This window comes from Micromonospora echinaurantiaca (assembly GCF_900090235.1).
GTDB lineage: Bacteria > Actinomycetota > Actinomycetes > Mycobacteriales > Micromonosporaceae > Micromonospora > Micromonospora echinaurantiaca.
Genome location: NZ_LT607750.1, coordinates 5,240,713 through 5,257,677, shown reverse-complemented (window position 1 = coordinate 5,257,677; position 16,965 = coordinate 5,240,713). Strand labels below are relative to the sequence as shown.

The following is a 16,965-nucleotide window of genomic DNA, read 5'->3' as shown; positions in this document are numbered from 1 at the left end:
TCCCAAGCGGGCGGATAACCCTTATGTCGGCGCCCTGCCTGCAGTGATCGGCGACCGCCGCGCCTCCGTGGCAGCGGTTACCAGTCCGGAGGCTGCCAACCAATTCAGCCGCGACCAAACGGACCATCGCGCGCGGCGCCGGAACCGCGGCCGCGGGTTGCCGCGCTGCCTGCACGCTGCTTCCACGGTGCTTCCACGCGGCACTGCAATCGTGGATGTCGATCCGGAAGGGGCGCGTCGCAACCCCAGCAGCGGCGCGACCCTCCCGGTAGACGAGGGGAGTGGCGTCCACCTCGCCTCGTCGACATCAATCCGGGACGGGTGCACCGCAACGCGCCGGTTCCGGCCATCGACCAGCGGCTGGATCGTGGGGCCGAACGGCCTGTGCCGACCCTCGGGGACGGCCACGGCACCGACGGGGGCCAGCCGCTGGCCAACGGAGAGGCATCGGAATGCAGATCGAACCGCTGGAGAACCCCGACCGGGGAGGTGTGCGCCGGATGACCCGACGGGTGGGCCGGCGCGGCCTCGCCCTGGCGCTGGTCGCGACGACCGCGCTGTCCCTGCCGATCACCCCGGCCAGCGCGGCCGAACCCACCACGGAGACGCCGGCCGCCACCACGGAGGCGCCGGCCGCCGCCGCGGCGGCGGTGCCGATCGCCGCGTCGGAGGTACGCAACTACGCCTGGTTCAACCAGAAGACCGAGAGCGACATGCACGCCGGAGTCGCCGCGCACGTCACCCGGCTGATCAACGCCGCCGCACCCGGGGCGACGCTCTCGCTCACCCTCTACTTCTTCAACCGCCAGGAGATCGTCGACGCGCTGCGCTCGGCGGCCGCCCGGGGCGTACGGGTGCGGATCGTCATCAACGGCAGCCAGGTCGGGACCCCGCACTACACCGCGCTCAAGGCGATCCCCAACGCCCGGGTGGTGGCCTGCGGGCAGCGGCGATCCGACGGCCAGTCCACCCGCGGCTGCGTCACCCGCCGGACCGGGGCGTCACCGCTGCACAACCCGCCGCTGCTGCACGACAAGTTCATGACCATCTCCCGGGTGCAGTTGGCCGGCGGCGGTACGGCCGGCAACGTCCTCTACGTCTCCTCGGCAAACCTCGACCACTACCGGGCGTACGAGAACGCCATCACGATCAGCCACGCCGGCCTGTACAACGCCTACCTGAGCTACTTCAACGACCTGATGAGCTACGGCGCCTCCGGGCGGAACAACCCGAACTACGGCCGGACGACCACCGTCGGCGCGCACCGCGTCTACACCTTCCCCCGCCGCGAGGCCGCCGGGCGTACGCCGGGCAGCGCCAGCAACGACCCGGTCGCCAGCCTGCTGCGCTCCACCGACTGCTCCGGCGGCACCCGGATCGACCTGGCCAACTTCCGCATCCAGCGGGCGGCCGTGGTGCGGGAGCTGAAAGCGGCGCGCACCCGCGGTTGCCAGGTGCGGATCGTCACCGGCGCCAAATCCGGCCGGCCACATGACGCGGGCGCGCCGATGAAGGCCCTGGTCGACCTGGCCCGCGCGATGCCGGTGCACCTGTGCGGCTACACCGCCGCCGGGGGCGTCCCGATGCACGAGAAGTTCATGATCATCCGTCGGGGCAGCCAGTCGACCCTCTACACCGGCAGCCACAACCTCACCTACCGGGCGCTGCGGCAGAACGACGAGAACATCGTGGCGCTGCGCAACCACCCGCTCGCCGCGCCGTTCCAGCAGCGCTTCGAGCAGCACCACAGCACCTGCCTGCGGTGGACGCCGCCGGCCGGGACCACCGGCACCGCCTCAGCGGAGGACGCCGGCTGAGCACCCCGCTACCCGAGGGCCGGCCCGGCTGCGGCCGGCCCTCCGGGCGCTCAGGCCGTGGCCGCCCTGGCCAGTGGCCGGCCGACCCTTCAGGCTGTGGTCGCTCCAGCCAGCAGGGTGCGGACCCGCTCGGCGTCCGGATGGTCGAGGTCGGTGAGGATGTCCAGCGCCTGCCGCCAGGACTCCCGGGCGGCGGCGCTGTCCCCTCCCGCGTGCTGGGTCTCGCCCAACTGGCGCAGGGTGACCGCCTCGTTCATCCGGTCGCCGAGCTGCCGGTAGAGCCCCAGGGCCTGCCGGTAGCAGGCCAGCGCCTCGTGCGGGTCGACCTGCCGGTAGGCGTACCCGAGGCTGTCCCAGGCGCCGGCCATGCCGACCGGGTCGCCGAGCCGCTCCAGCAACGCCAGCGAGCGGCGGCAGTGCGAGATCGCCGGCTCGTGGTCGCCGAGCAGCGCGTGACACCAGCCCACCGAGTTGTGCGTGTTGGCCACCCCGCGCTCGTGCCCGGCACGCTCGAACAGCTCCAGCGCCGCCAGGTCGTGCCCCAGCGCCGCGCGGACGTCACCTTGCTGCTCGCACAGCCAGCCCAGGCTGCGCCGGGTGAACCCCTGCCCGACCAGGTCACCGAGCCCGCCGAACAACTCCAGCGCCCGTCCGTAGTGCTCCCGCGCCGCGTCGAAGTCGCGCAGCCGCACGTACGCGCCGCTGAGGATCCGGTGCGCCTCGGCCTCAGCCGCCCGGTCGTCCTGCCGCCGCGCCGCGGCCACCGCGGCCTGCCCCACCCGCACCCAGTCCCGCCAGTGCCCACGCCGGGCGAGGAAGTTCGCCGCCGCCCAGGCCAGCCGCCACACGTGCCCGTCCAGGCCGGCCCGCTCCGCCCGGTCCAGCGCGGCGAGCAGCACCGGGTGCTCGGCGGTGAACCAGGCCAGCGCGGCGTCGCGGTCCGCGAACACCTCCGGCCGTACGCCGGGCGCGGCCGCGGGGGACGCCAGCGGATCCCGGTGCGGCCAGAGCAGCCGGTCGGCGGCGAGCGCGGTGTGCAGGTAGTGGTCGAGCGTCCGGCGCAGCGCCGCCCGTCGCCCGCCGTCGTCGGCCAACTCGTTGGCGTACGCGCGCAGCAGGTCGTGCAGCGCGTACCGGCCCGGGACGTGCTCGACGAGCAGGTGCGCCGCCGCCAGCTCGCGCACCGCCGCGCGTACCTCCTCGGGGGGTGCGGCGGCGAGGCTCGCCGCCGCCGCGACCGTGACCTCCGGACCGGGGTGCGCCGCCAGCAGCCGGAACAGCCCCGCCGCCGGCGCGGTGAGCCCGTGGTACGACCAGGAGAAGACCGCCCGCACGTCGGTGCCGCCGACCGCGAACGCGTCGAGCCCGCCACCGTCGCCGCGCAGCTCCCCGGCGAGGGCGTCCAGGGTGAACTCGGGGTGGCTGGCCGCGCGGGCTGCCACGATGGCCAGCGCCAGCGGCAGCCGCCCGCACGCGTGGACGATCTGCCGGACGGCGCCCGGTTCCCCGGCCAGCCGGGCGGCCCCCAGCCGGCGGCCGATCAGCTCCCGGGACTCGCCGTCGGTGAGCAGGTCGAGCCGCAGTGGCCGGGCGCCCTCGGCGACCACCAGGGCGGGCAGCTGGTTGCGGCTGACCACCACCGTGGCGCAGCCCGCCGCCCCCGGCAGCAGCGGGCGGACCTGGTCGGCGTCGCGGACGTTGTCCACCACCACCAGCACCCGCCGGCCGGCGAGCAGGCTCCGGTAGAGCCCGGCCTGCGCTTCCAGGGTCGCCGGCACCCGGTCGGGCGGCACGGCCAGCGCGTCGAGGAAGCCGCGCACCGCCGCACCCGCGCCGAGCGGAGTGCCGTCCGGGTCGAAGCCGCGCATGTCCACGTACAGCTGACCGTCCGGGAAGTCGGCGCGCAGCGTGTGGGCCAGGCGCACCGCGAAGAGCGTCTTGCCGACCCCGGCCAACCCGCTGACCAGCACGGTCGGGGAGCCGTCGGCGGGGGAGAGCAGCAGCCGGCGGGCGGCGGCGAGATCCTCGGCGCGGCCCACGAACTGCGGCGGGTCGGGCGGCAGCAGGCAGGGCCGCGCCAGCTTCACCGGGTCGGCGGCCCCGCGTGGCGATGGTACGAGCCGGCGGAGGATGTCCCGCTGGAGTTCCTGGAGTTCCGGGGCGTCCAGCCCGCGTTCGCCGAGCAGGACGACGCCCTCCCGGCACACCTCGGCCGCCTCGTCCACCCGCTGCTCGGCGTAGAGCGACAGCGCGAGCAGCCGGCGTACGGCCTCGTCGTAGGGGTCGTCGGCGAGGGCGGCGGAGAGTTGAGCGACCGCCTCGGCGTGCCGGCCGAGCGCGGCCAGTCCCTCGGCGTAGCCGCGCCGGGCCGCCCGGCGTCCCGCCGCCAGCTGCCCGGCCCGCGGCCGGACGAACGGGCGGTCGGCCAGGTCGGCGAAGGCCGAACCGCGCCACAGCGCCAGCGCGTCCCGGAGCAGCGCCACCCCGCGCTCGGTCAGTGCGGTCTCGCCGGCCGCCACCAGCCGGCGGCCGTCGGCGCACCAGCGCTCGAAGCGGTCCGCGTCCACGGTGTCGGGTGGAAGGTCGAGGCAGTAGGCGGAGCCTGCCCCGGAGCCGACGGTCCTGATAATCGGCGTGGCCGCCGTCGGGTCCGACACAGGTGCCACGCCAGATGCGGTTCTCGAAGCGCGGCGCGCCCGCCATTCCGCTTCTGTCAGGCGCGGGCCGCGTTCCGCCTCCCGCGCAGGCCGCTCGCCGAGCGTCGGCGCTTCCGGCGCGGAGGGCTCGCGGAGTGCCGCTTCCCGCACGGAGGGTGCCGCTTCCGGCGGGTGGTGCTCCCCGCTCTCCGCTTTCAACGCGGGGCGCGGATCCCGTTCCGCTTTCACCCGGTGGTGCTCGGCGGGGTTGGTCTCCAGGGCGCGGCGGAGGTGGGAGACGTGGCTGCGGAGGGTGGCCCGGGCACCGGCCGGCGGCGTCGCGTCCCACAACAGCTGGACGACCCGGGACGCCGGTACCGCCGAGCCCGCCTCGACCAGGAGGATCGCCAGCAGCTCCACCAGCTTAGGCCCCAGCCGGACGGGCCGGTCGCCGTGCGTCACCTGTACCGGGCCGAGCACGCTGATGCGCAACACCCAGGACCCACCCTCCCTTGTGGCGTATCGACCACCGTAGTGGCACGCCGGGTGACGATGCGTGAACCCGCGACGGGTGTCCCGGATGCCGGTCAGGCTGACCGGAAATCGGCGTGGGGCCGGCGGTCAGTCGGGTAGCTCGATGCGCAGACGACGGGCGAGCTCCCGGTGCGCGGCCGAGAGGGCGTCCACGGTCAGGGCGAGCAGTTCGTCGACCCGCAGCAGTCTGGCAAGGGCGAGCTCGAAACACTCCCGGTCCGGGTGTTGCGCCAGCGTCACCTCGGGGTGCGCGGCGAACGCGGCCAGGAGGATATCGTCGTCGGTCACGTCCGGCCCGGTGTCGACCACGGGCTTCATCTCCTCGGCGAGGCTGATGGTCCACGACCGTCCGTCCCCGGTGCCGACCGTGATGGCCGCCAGGAGATCGGCGCGGCTGAGCGCCAGCTCCGGGTCGCCCGGCTGGACGACGAGGTCGACGAACCGCCGAGGTGCCCGGGCAAGCGCCGCCGCGACCGTGGGACGGCCAGACAGCAAGGGGCCGTCGTACTCGTCCCAGCCCTGGTACGAACTGCTCGGCGAGACACCTGGCACGGAGTAGCGAAGGCGGCGCAACCAGGACATGGGGCCAACCTTCATCACGTGGACCGGCCGCGCAAGCGGCCGGCCGCGAGCGCGGGCCGGTGGTGGCGGGCGGCGGGGACACGCTGGCGGGCTGGCCGCGATTAAGCGCTCGCTGCCCGCTGTGGCCCGGCGGTAGCGTCCCGGCGTGAGCCGCACCGTGACCCTCGTCCTGCTCGACGCCGCCGGCGCGCCGCTGGGCGCCCTGCCGCCGTTCGAGGTGTCGACGCCCTGGTGGCAGGACGTCGCCCCGGTCGTCGAGGCGGCCCGCGAGCGGTACGGGGTCGACGTGCAGGTGCTCCGCCTGCTCGCCGGGGACGACACCGGCACCATCGGCGGCGCGGTGACGTACCTCGGACAGGTGAGCGACCCGCTGCTCACGCCGCTGCGGCCGGCGGACCCGGAACTGGCGGCGGACCCGCTGCGCGCCCCCTACGCCGAACCCGGCGGACCAGCCCGCAGCCTGACCTGGGCGACGGCGCAGTTGCGGTGGCTCGGCCGGCCGGTAGAGACCGTCACCCAACAGCGGACCTGGAACCTGTCGGCGATCTGGCGGCTCGACGGCGCGGGTGGGACGGCGTGGCTGAAGCAGGTGCCGGTGTTCTTCCGGCACGAGGCCGCGGTGCTGCGCTGGCTCGGCCGGGCCGTGCCGGGACGCACCTCGACGCTGCTCGCCGACGACGGCGACGGACGAATGCTGCTGGAACACGTGCCCGGCGAGGACCGGTACGGCGCGCCGATCGAGGAGCGGCTGGCCATGGCCGCCGACTACCACCCGGTGCAGGTGCGGTCGGTGCCGGACGTGGCAGAACTGGTGGCGGCGGGGGTGCCGGATCTGCGGGCAGCCGGCCTGGCTACATGGATCCGCGGTCACCTTGCCGCTCACGACACCTCGTCGGTGGAGTCGCTGCTGGCGGGGCTGGAGTCGCGGCTGGACGAGGTGCAGCGGTGCGGGCTGCCGGAGACGTTGGTGCACGGGGACCTGCACCCGGGGAATGTGCGAGTGTGCGGCGACCAGCGGGTGGTCATCGACTGGGGGGACGCGTTCGTCGGGCATCCGGCGTTCGACGTGCTGCGGCTGAGTGAAGGGTTGGAGCCTGCGGCTGCCGCTCGGGTGCTGGCGGAGTGGTGTGCGCGGTGGCGCGAGAGCGTGCCGGGGTGTGAGCCGGAGCGGGCCGTGGAGCTGTTGCGGCCGGTGGCGGCGTTGCGGTTGGCGGCGGTGTACGCGATGTTCCTGGCCGGGATCGAGGCGAGCGAGCGGGTGTATCACGCGACGGACGTGGCCACCTGCCTGAAGCAGGCGGTCGGCTTCGCACCCGTGCTCCGCTGATCGCGTTCCGGACAGGTCCCGTAAAAGCCGTGGCCCCGCCTGCTGTCGCATCTCCGACAGCGGCGCCCCGTCGGTGTGCGTAGGACCTCGAGAGAAGCGACCCTGCGATAAAGCGTCGCGACGCCAGGTTCGAAGGGCTGGCCCCGCTGAGCAGGAGAGGAGAAGATCGTCGGCAAGTAGTTGCCTCGGGGCAATATTGACCCTGAAGGCAATTGACGGCGGGAAGAGGTTACCCGAGGCCGGCCGATCGGCGGAGCGCCAGGGGGTCCCGCGGGCAGGACTCGTCCGGGTATGGTCCGGGGACCGCCAGTGGTGAGGTGGGAGCTGTGCGCCTGTGCGAAGGGTGTGTTCAGCTAGTGCGACGGCGGGCCGGCCGTGGGGTCATGCGACGGAGTCCATGTCACGGGCTCCTGTGGGTTGCCCGCGCTGCCATGCCCGATTCACGCCATCGGGGCGCTTTCCGATCAGGCAGGGTCGGCCGGCCTTCCTGACGACGGGTCGAGCCGACCTCACGATGGCAGATCCATCCCAGAACCAAAGGTGCCGCATGCTCTCCCCCTCCACATCCTCGACGGAATCGCCCCGGCTGATCCTCGACCGGGCCACCTCCCTGGTCGAGTACCTGATGGCCGTGCGGGCCCAGATGGAGAAGCCGGCCCGGACGGTGCCCGCGGTCGACGCCTTCTGGCAGCACGACTTCCCGGACCACGCCTCCTGCGAGGTGGGTGTCTCCTCCGACGGCGCCAGTTGGTTGCGGGTCGGCCTGCCGGCTCCGGCGAAGCCGATCAGGACGCCGAGCGAGTTCGCGCCGTACGTGGCCGGCACGCCGTCGTACGCCGCCGAACCCCGGCTCGCCGCCGACGAGGAGACGACCGAGCGGCTCCAGGAACGGTTCGCACAGTGGCGGGAGCGAGAGTGGCGTCCGTGGGCCGACCAGGCCAGGCGTACGGAGGCGGCACGGCAGCTGCACCGGAGCCTGTTCGACCTGAAGCACCGCGTCGACATGAACGCGGCCACGCACGAGCTGGTGTGGGGACACGGCGTCCTCCGCACCGACGTCGGCGGGCACCGGGTGCAGTACCCGCTGGTGGTGACGCCGGTCGCCATCGAGTTCGACGCCGACCGTTCCGTGGTCACGGTGGTGCCACAGGGTGCCGCCCGGTTGCAGACCGACCCGCTGACCGGCCTCGACGAGCGCTACCTCGGTCAACTGCTCGCGCTTGCCGGTTCCGGCGGCCAGCTCGACCTCGACGTCTGGCACGACCTCGACCGGGTCGAGTTCTTCGAGCGAGCCCTGCGCCGGCTGGGCCACGACCCCGTCGTCCCGGACGCCGGCGCGGCGGCATCGGCCGGCCCGCACGTCCACGACACGGGTGTGCTCTTCCTGCGTCCCCGCCAGCGGATGCTGCGCCGCTTCCTGGAGGAGCTGCGTGCCCGACTGCTCGCCGGAGACACCGCGACCATCGGCTCGCTGGCCGCCATCCTGGCCCACGAGCCGAGCCGGCTGGAGATGCCGCACGACCAGCCGGCGCGGTGGGCGCCGCTGGGGGAGCGGCTGCTCATGCCGCTGCCGACCAACGAGGCCCAGGAGTCCATCGCGCGCCGGCTGGCGCAGCACCGCAACGTCGCCGTGCAGGGACCGCCCGGCACCGGCAAGACCCACACCATCCGCAACCTCATCTGCCACCTCATGGCGCACGGCAAGCGGGTGCTCGTGGTGGCGCAGAAGGAGGACCCGCTCCGCGTCCTGCGCGACGGCCTACCGCAGGAGATCCAGTCCCTGTGCCTGGCCGTGCTCGGCCGCTCCACCGACCAGCTCGTGCAGCTTCAACTCGCCGCCCGTGAGCTCTCCGACCGTGGGGCGACCCTCGACAAGAGGGCCGAACAGCAGCGGGTCGACCGGCTGCGGCGGCAACTGGAGGAAGCCGAGCGGGACCTCGGCCAGGCGCTCGGCGGCCTGCGGGCGATGGCTGAGAACGAGTCCGCGCACTACGAGATCGACGGCATCCGGCTGTCACCGAGCGACGTCGGGAACTGGTTGCGGGAGCGGGCCGACCGCTACGGCGACATCCCCGACGCCCTACCGCTCGACGCGGACGCGCCGCTGAGCGTCGAGGAGTTCACCGAACTGCTCGAGATCGCCCGCCGTACGATCGCACAGGACCGCGCGCAGGCGCTCCGGTACCTGCCAACGGCGGCCGAGTTGCCCGCCGAGGCGACCGTCCTCGCCGCGCGGCGCAAACTAGCCGCCGCCCGCGAGGAGCTCGACCGGCTCGCCGCCGCCGGGGTGGTCCTGCCGGAGGTACGGGCGATCGGCCGGCCGGCCCTCGACGACCTCGTCGGGGAGCTGCGTCAGGCGCTGACGCTGCTCGCCGGGCGCGAGGGCGCGTGGACCGACCGGCTGGCCACCCTGCTCCAGGCCGACCCGAACTGGCAGACGATGTGGCAGGACCACGTGACGGCCTGCCAGCGGGCGCTCACCGACCTGACCGCGGCGGCCCGGATCCTGGCCGGCCACCAGGTGAACGTCCCCGAGACGCAGCTCGCCGAGCCGCGTCGCCTCCTAGCTCAGCTCGCCGAGCTGAGGCAGCGGTTCGCGACCGGCAAGGGCGTCAACCGGCTCTTCCAGGCCACCCTCGCCCGGCTCGCCGCCGAGTGCCACATCGACGGCGAGGCCCTGCGCACTACCGAGGACGTCGACATCGTCGTCGCGTACGTCGCCCGGCTGCGGCTGCGCCAGGAGCTGAACACCCGGTGGACCGACTGGCGGCAGCTACTCAACCTGCCCACCGACCTCGCCGACCAGCCGGACCTGTGGGTGGGCCGGCTGCTCACCGACGCGGCGACGGCGCTGGACTGGGACCATCGCCGCTGGCCCACCCTGCATGCCGCCGTCCGCCGGCTGGTCCCCCGGGCCGAGCAGGCGGTCGACGCCCGACGGCTCACCGCCCTCACCGACCTGGTCGCCCGGTGCGCGACGGTGTTCGAGTACGACCGGCTGGTCGCCGACGAGCGGACCCTCGGCGCGGCCCTCCAGGAGGGCATGTCGGCCACCGACGCCAGTGAGCTGTGGCGGCTGCTCGACCAGGCCCGCCAGCGGGCCGACCTCGCCGGCTGGGACGGCATCGTCGCCGAGGTACGCCGGCTCGCCGCGCTGCGTCCCGACGCACAACGCTTCACCCAGCTCGCGGAACGGCTGCGCTCGGCCGCGCCGGGCTGGACCGCCCAGATCGAGGACGCCACGGCGACCGCGCTCGGCGGCACCGGGGCAGACTGCCTGCACCGCTGGCAGTGGCGCCGGGCGCAGACCTGGTTCGACGCTGTCGTTGGCAGCGTCGACCCCGTCGCTCTCGGCCGCCGGATCGAACAGACGCGGGAACGGATCCGACGACTCACCCAAGAACTCGTCGTCGCCTCCTCCTGGCTGGAGGTCTCCAAGGCGCTCGACGATCGACGCCGGGCCGCGCTCGCCGACTGGACCACCGCCCTGCGCAAGATTGGCAAGGGTACGGGCAAGAACGCTGCCCAGTGGCAGGCCCACGCCCAGCGGGCGATGAACGCCGCGGTCGACGCCGTGCCCGTCTGGGTCATGTCCGTCGACCGCGCCATCGAACAGTTCGCCGGCGGCGCCCACTTCGACGTCGTCATCGTCGACGAGGCGTCCCAGGCGGACATGTTCTCCCTGCCGATCCTCAGCCTCGCCGAACGGGCCGTCGTCGTGGGCGACGACCAGCAGATCGGCCCGCAGCTCTCGTTCGTCGGCACGGTCACCGGCCTGATCAATTCCCACCTGTTCGACGTGCCCTCCGCCGAGCACTTCGACCCGGAGAGCAGCCTCTACGACCACGCAGTACGCCGCTCACCCGAGCGCATCCTGCTGACCGAGCATTTCCGGTCCGTACCGGCGATCATCGGCTTCTCCAGCCAGACGTACTACGGCGGGGAGATCGAGCCCCTGCGGACCGACCGGCCCGCCGGCATCGGCGACCCCGTCATCGCCGTGCACGTGCCGGAGGGCATTCGCCAGGACCTCCCCACGTACGGCAACGTCAACGTCGCCGAGGCCGAGGCGCTCGTCGAGCGGGTGGCCGCGATCGTCGCCGACCCCGCGTACTCCGGACGCACGATCGGGGTGGTGAGCCTGCTCAGCACCAGCGGGCAGGCCCTCTATCTGCTCACCCGCCTGCGCGAAATGGTGGGCGAGGAGGAGATGGAACGGCGCCGGCTGCGCGTCGGTGACTCGTACACCTTCCAGGGCGACGAGCGCGACATCGTCCTCGTGTCGATGGTCGTTTCACCGCACAACGGCGTCGTCTCCGCCTTCACCAAGCGCGACCACCACCGACGGGTCAACGTCGCTGCCTCTCGGGCCCGCGACCAGCTCTGGGTCTTCCACTCCGTGCAGCCTGCCGACCTGCGCGAGGACGATGCCCGAGGGCTGCTGCTCACCTACTGCCAGAACGTCGCCGCCGCCGACGAGGAGTACGACGACCTGGAGAAGCGCTGCGACAGCGACTTCGAACGCGCGGTGCTGCGGCGGATCCTGCGCCGGGGCTACCGGCCGCTGCCGCAGTTCCGCATCGGCGGGTACCGGATCGACTTCGTGCTGCCGGCGCCGGACGGGCGGCGGCTCGCCATCGAGTGCGACGGCGACGCCTACCACGGGCCGGACCAGTGGGAGAGCGACATGCGCCGGCAGGCCGTGCTGGAGCGGGTCGGCAACTGCGTCTTCGTCCGCATCCGGGGGAGTGTGTTCAGCCGCGATCCGGAGGCGGCACTGGAGCCGCTGTGGCAGCGCATCGAGGAGCTGGGCGTTACCGTCCCGCCAGATCCGCCGGCCCCACCGACTCCGCCGGTTCCGCCAGTCCCTCCGGTTCCATCTGCTCCAAACGGCGGCACGGTCGTCGCAGCGAGGTCTGACACGCCCGCGGCTCGTTTCGTTGCGGTTGTTCCTGCACCGCCTTCTGCGCGGGCGTCGGCACCTCCCATGCCGTCGGCCGAGCCCGTCGAGCGTGTCGCTGTAGTGAGTCCGGACTTGTCGGTGCCGGTCGTCGAACCCCTCACAGCGGTGGTCGACGAACCTCACGTGTCGCCAGTCGAGGCGACCGTCGAGCCGTCTACCCCTCCGCCGCCCGCCGCGCTGTTCGATGCACCGTCAGCCATGGAAGTCGCGTCGGCCGGTGCGGTCGAGGAACTCGCTCCGCAGACTCCTGACGTCGTGCTCGGCCGGCCGGCGCCCGATCGGGAGCGACTTTCGGCTGCCGAACCGGCCCCCATCGGGGCGTCGGTTGCCGTGTCACCGTCGCCCTGTGTCGCTACTTCGGTTACCGTCGCCGACGACTCGGTCGCAGATCCTGCGCCCGTCGTGAAGGCTTCGGTCGTCGTGCCGCTGTCCTCACGGACCACCACCTCGAAGGTCTCCGCACCCCTTGCGGATGCGCTGGTGGACGAGCTGCGCACGATCCTCGATCGCCGCGGTTCCCGGTCGGCGCAGTCGGTCGTAGCCGATTTCGTCTCCAGGCATCGTCTGACCAACCATCAGGTCGATGCGCTGGTGGTCGCTCTGACTCGGGCCTCCTCAACTACGACTCCCAACGCCGCATTGGGCGCGACCGACCTGACCGTCGCTGGATCGATGATGGACGTGGCTCCCACCGGCACCTCCGTTCCAGCGGAACCGTCCGACGCCGGTCAGAGCGGCTTGGATGCCGAGGCCGTCGAGGCCGAGAACGAGACACCGGACGACGACCTTGCATGGATGTTCGGGGAGGATCCGCAGACACCGTCGTCGACAGCCGCCGACGACGTCGTGGGACGAGCACTCGACGATCTCCTAGGAGACTGGGCGCGTAGCGGGCAGCTGAGCCGCGCCGACGTCGCACTGCTGGCCACGAAGCGGAACTTGTCCTCGGCGCAGCACGGCGAGTTGCTGAGCCTGCTGGAGGACGCGGGCGTCGACCTTCCACGGTCAGCGGACGTGCGGCCGAAGCAGGCCGCGCCCAAGGGCTACGAAATCCAGGGTGACTCCGTTGGCCAGTATCTCCAGGCGATCGCCCGCTATCCGTTGATCGGCGCGTCACGTGAGGTCGAGCTCTGGTCGTTGATCTCGCAGGGGCTTGCTGCCCAGGAACAACTCGCAGCAGTAGGTGAAGAGGGGCTTCCGCCGAGCGTCCGATCGAGCCTCGAAAGCCGTGTAGCGGATGGAAGACGCGCGCATGCCGAATTGGTGTGTTCGAACCTACGGTTGGTGGTCTCGATCGCCAGGAGCCGGCACTACGACTCCAGCGGCGTGGAGTTCGCCGACCGCATCCAGGACGGAAACATCGGTCTGATGCGGGCGGCAGAGAAGTTCGATGGCTCGAAGGGGTTCAAGTTCTCGACCTATGCCACATGGTGGATCAGACAGGCCATCGAGCGCGGTATCGGAGACCGAGGTAGGACGATCCGGATCCCGGTGCACATGCACGAGAAGGTGCAGAAGGTACGAAGAGCGGTCTCGAGGCTGACGTCGAGACTCGATCGGGAGCCCACGTTGGCCGAGATATCCGAAGAGACCGGCGTGGAGCTGGGATCGGTGCAGGCAGTCCTAGATCTCGGACGTCCTTTCGTCAGCATCGACATGCTTCTCGGGGAGGAGGGCGACCTCCACCTGTCGGACGTGCTGCTCGACGACGAGAACCGCGACGGGCGCACGGATCCCGCCGAGATCGTCATCCACGCGATGTTCCGTACGGACGTCGCCCGCACCTTGACCGCGCTCCTGTCGGAGCGGGCGGTCCAGATCATCGAACGCAGGTTCGGTCTCGGAACAGGGGACGAGGAGACGCTGGACGTCATCGGAGCCGACTTCGGGGTCACGCGTGAACGCATCCGACAGATCCAGGTCAAGACGTTGGCGACGTTGCGGGAGAGCGAGGAGGTCGTTGCGTTGCGTTCCTACCTGGTCGACGATTCGAAGGCCGGCGAGTTCGGCGTTCCCGTGAGGAGGAAGGCGTCATGAGCGGCGTGGGGGACCAGTCTCTGGAGCAGGCCTGCGAGGCGTTCGTCGACTGGCTCGACCGACGGGTGGTAGCGGCGGGCCGCGGCGACGGCTTGAGCCGTCTCGAGGTGGCACCCTCCGGCACGTTCTGGTTGGGCCGTCTCGCCTGCGAGGACGAGGTGCGCAAAGATGCCTCCGACGATCGGTCGGAACGTCTGGACCCCTGTGCGATCGCCATCCGGCTCCGTCCCGCGACGGCGCCACCGTGGTCGATGACGGTGACCGTCCGGGCACGGGCGTGGGTGAAGGACCCGAAGGACGGGCCGGACCCGGACCGGCGCTGGTGGCGGACGGACCTCGTCGAGGAGGTCGTGTCGGTCCTCGCCTACGGCGAGGGCGGAACGTTCGGTGGCAAGCAGCTCCGGGATGCATTCGCCGCGGTGGGTGCCCCAGGTCTCTCCGCCGAGGTGCGGGTGGACGTGGAGGACTGGCATCGGCAGACCGAAGTCGTGGTGCAGCTGGTCAACACGAGCCCGGAGAAGGCACCCGGCCTGACCGACTCCCACCTGTACGAGACGCAGCTCGAAGTCTCTGGCCTTCCGACCGTGCCGTTCGAGTTGGAGGCGCTACCGGACAGCTTCCGGTACGACCGGAAGGTGCCGGCCTACGGTGTGAACGTCGGCGTCGAGGTCCTGGCGCCGGGCGTGTTCCGCACGTCGGACACCGTGAGCGTGCAGACCTACCGTCCCGACTACTGGAGTGGCGCAGCTCCGCAGCCGGACCTGTCGTTCATGAGGCTCGCATCCGACCCGCTCCCTCAGCTCCAAGTCCTGGTCGATGCGCTCGACGCGTACGACCACGCCCACTGGTCTTCGACAGCTCTCGACGCTCGGCAGGCCGCCGAAGGTTGGACGCCGACCATGCGAGCCAAGGCCGACGGGTCTGCCGAGCAGGTGTTCGAGGAACTGAGGAGGCTCCGGTCCGGTCTGGCGCTGCTACAGGACCGTCCCGAGATCCTCCGTGCCTTCCAACTCATGAACAAGGCCATCGCCCGTAGCGCCAAGGGGCGCGGGTACGCCTCCTGGCGGCCCTTCCAGGTCGGCTTCCTGCTCTCAACCATTCGCTTCCTCGCCGAGCCGGAGGACGAGGCTAGGTACGTCGACACGGTCTGGTTCGCGACCGGTGGCGGCAAGACGGAGACCTATTTGGGGCTGCTCCTGACGGCGGCGTTCTTCGACCGCCTCACCGGCAAAGCCCTGGGAGTGACGGCCTGGTCGCGTTTCCCGCTGCGGCTACTGAGCCTCCAGCAGACCCAGCGATTCGCCGATGCTCTCGCCGGCGCGGAGATGGTGCGCCAGGAAGAGGGCGTCAAGGGTGCACCATTCAGTCTCGGCTTCCTCGTCGGGCGGGCAGGCACACCCAACAAGATCGTGCCGAAGACCGAGACCGACGAGATCACCCCGGACAGCCCGGGCATGCCGGACAAGTACCGAGTCCTATTGCACTGCCCCTTCTGTCGGGACGAGAACCTCCAGATGCGCTTCGACCGCCAGCGGTGGAAGCTCGACCATCGCTGCACGAACCGGGCATGCCCCTGGAAGGGGCAGGCCCTGCCGATGTACGTCGTCGACCAGGAAGTGTTCAGGTTCCTACCGACGGTGGTGGTCGGCACCCTCGACAAGGCCGCATCGATCGGTCTGCAGCAGGCGATGCGCGGCCTGGTAGGGCCGCCACAGAAGCTATGCCCGGTGGAATGGCACGGCTTCACGTACGCGGAGCGGTCCAAGAACCCCAACGGCTGTCTGGTGCCGGACTGCCAGGGCGGCAAGGCCCTCAGGCCGCTGCCCATGGACGCCAAGCGGTTCGGCCCATCACTGCGGCTGCAGGACGAGCTGCACCTCCTACGGGACAGCCTCGGCGCCGTCGACTCCCACTACGAGAGCCTGCTCGATCATCTCCAGATCGAGCTGTGTGGCACTCGGGCGAAGATCGTGGCGAGCAGCGCGACGCTGACCGGATACGAACACCAGACCAGGGTCCTCTACCAGCGGGAGGGACGGGTCTTTCCGCAGCCGGGCCCGCGAGCGGGTGAATCGTTCTGGACGAGCCCGACGGAGAAGCCGTTGCGGCGGTTCGTGGCCGTCGCGCCCCGTGGCGTCACGCTGGAGCACGTCAGTGACCGGACGCTAGACGCCTTGCAGCGCTGCGTCCGCCAGCTCAAGGACGACCCCGCGACCGTGTGCGCCGAAGCCGGCATCGACCGGAAGCACGTGGACATGCTGGTCAGCTTGTACGGCACCGACGTCGTCTACGGGTCGACGCTCTACGACGTGGAAGCCGCCGGGCGAAGTCTTGGCAGCAACAACACGGTCGAGGGCATCAACGTCGAGCAGCTCACCGGGCAGACCGAGTTCGACGACGTCCGGGCCATCCTGGACCGGTTGGAGAAGCCGGAGGAGGACTTCGCCGAGCGGATCCACGTCGTGGCCGCCAGTTCGATGCTCTCGCACGGGGTCGACGTAGACCGGCTGAACACCATGGTGATGCTGGGCCTGCCGCTGACGACTGCCGAGTTCATCCAGACCACGGCGCGGGTCGGTCGTAGGCACCCTGGCCTGGTCTACGTTCTGCACAAGATCGGCCGGGAACGCGATGCGCAGACGTTCCGGCAGTTCACGCAGTACGTGCGGCAGGGCGACCGCTTCGTCGACGCCATCCCGATCACACGCCGCAGTCGCCGGGTCCTGGACCTCACCGTGGCCGGCGTCGTGGGCGCGCGGACGTTGATGATCCGTGAGCCGGCCAGCAAGCAGCGGCTCAGCACGCCAGCGAAGCTGCGTCAGTACGCGCGCGACTCCGGGATGACGCCCGCGGCCGAGGCAGCCGCAGTGGCCAAGGTCCTGGGCCTCGACGGGACGGAGGACTCCCTGCATCGCGAACAGATCGCCGATTGGCTGCAGGCTTGGTTCGCCGATCTCGAAGACCCTGCCACCAAGGCCACCTTCGTCAGCGAACTGGGCCCCCGATCACCGATGACGAGCCTCCGCGACGTCGAGGCCAGCGCTCCCATCCACGACTGACAGGCGGACG

General features: G+C 71.6%; 7 protein-coding genes and 1 pseudogene. 4 read left to right on the top strand and 4 right to left on the bottom strand.

Going from position 1 to position 16,965, the window contains the following annotated elements; translation table 11 throughout:
- Window positions 1-452 precede the first annotated feature (452 nt).
- Window positions 453-1,817, top strand: coding sequence for a phospholipase D-like domain-containing protein (locus tag GA0070609_RS23605; protein WP_088995804.1), 1,365 nt, complete (start codon window positions 453-455; stop codon window positions 1,815-1,817).
- 89 nt (window positions 1,818-1,906) lie between these two features.
- Here GA0070609_RS23605 and GA0070609_RS23600 read toward each other — a convergent pair whose 3' ends face one another.
- The 3 genes and pseudogenes from GA0070609_RS23600 to GA0070609_RS23595 form a co-directional block, all read right to left on the bottom strand.
- The gene (locus GA0070609_RS23600; protein WP_231928398.1) at window positions 1,907-4,384 is read right to left on the bottom strand and encodes an ATP-binding protein; all 2,478 of its coding nucleotides are present in this window, start codon (window positions 4,382-4,384) and stop codon (window positions 1,907-1,909) included.
- Window positions 4,385-4,699: 315 nt separating this feature from the next.
- Window positions 4,700-4,915 (bottom strand): annotated as a pseudogene (locus tag GA0070609_RS35270) (AfsR/SARP family transcriptional regulator); the annotation flags it as partial.
- A 159-nt stretch (window positions 4,916-5,074) separates the two neighbouring features.
- Window positions 5,075-5,569: a hypothetical protein gene (locus tag GA0070609_RS23595; RefSeq protein WP_088995802.1), complete on the bottom strand. Its 495-nt coding sequence runs from the start codon at window positions 5,567-5,569 to the stop codon at window positions 5,075-5,077.
- Window positions 5,570-5,714: 145 nt separating this feature from the next.
- Here GA0070609_RS23595 and GA0070609_RS23590 point away from each other — a divergent pair, with 145 nt between their 5' ends.
- Window positions 5,715-6,896 carry an aminoglycoside phosphotransferase family protein gene (locus GA0070609_RS23590; RefSeq protein WP_088995801.1) on the top strand — a complete coding sequence of 394 codons (1,182 nt, stop codon included), beginning with the start codon at window positions 5,715-5,717 and terminating at the stop codon, window positions 6,894-6,896.
- Between the two features lie 400 nt (window positions 6,897-7,296).
- On the opposite strand, the gene GA0070609_RS34595 is transcribed toward GA0070609_RS23590, so the two are convergent.
- Complete coding sequence (locus GA0070609_RS34595; protein ID WP_231928397.1) at window positions 7,297-8,262, bottom strand: hypothetical protein; 966 nt, start codon at window positions 8,260-8,262, stop codon at window positions 7,297-7,299.
- Window positions 8,263-8,271: 9 nt separating this feature from the next.
- Here GA0070609_RS34595 and GA0070609_RS35055 point away from each other — a divergent pair, with 9 nt between their 5' ends.
- On the top strand, window positions 8,272-13,896 hold the full coding sequence (locus GA0070609_RS35055) for a sigma-70 family RNA polymerase sigma factor (protein ID WP_331716885.1): 5,625 nt from the start codon (window positions 8,272-8,274) through the stop codon (window positions 13,894-13,896).
- On the top strand, window positions 13,893-16,955 hold the full coding sequence (locus GA0070609_RS23575) for a helicase-related protein (RefSeq protein WP_088995800.1): 3,063 nt from the start codon (window positions 13,893-13,895) through the stop codon (window positions 16,953-16,955). Before GA0070609_RS35055 ends, GA0070609_RS23575 begins: the two co-directional genes overlap by 4 nt.
- The last annotated feature ends 10 nt before the right edge of the window (window positions 16,956-16,965 follow it).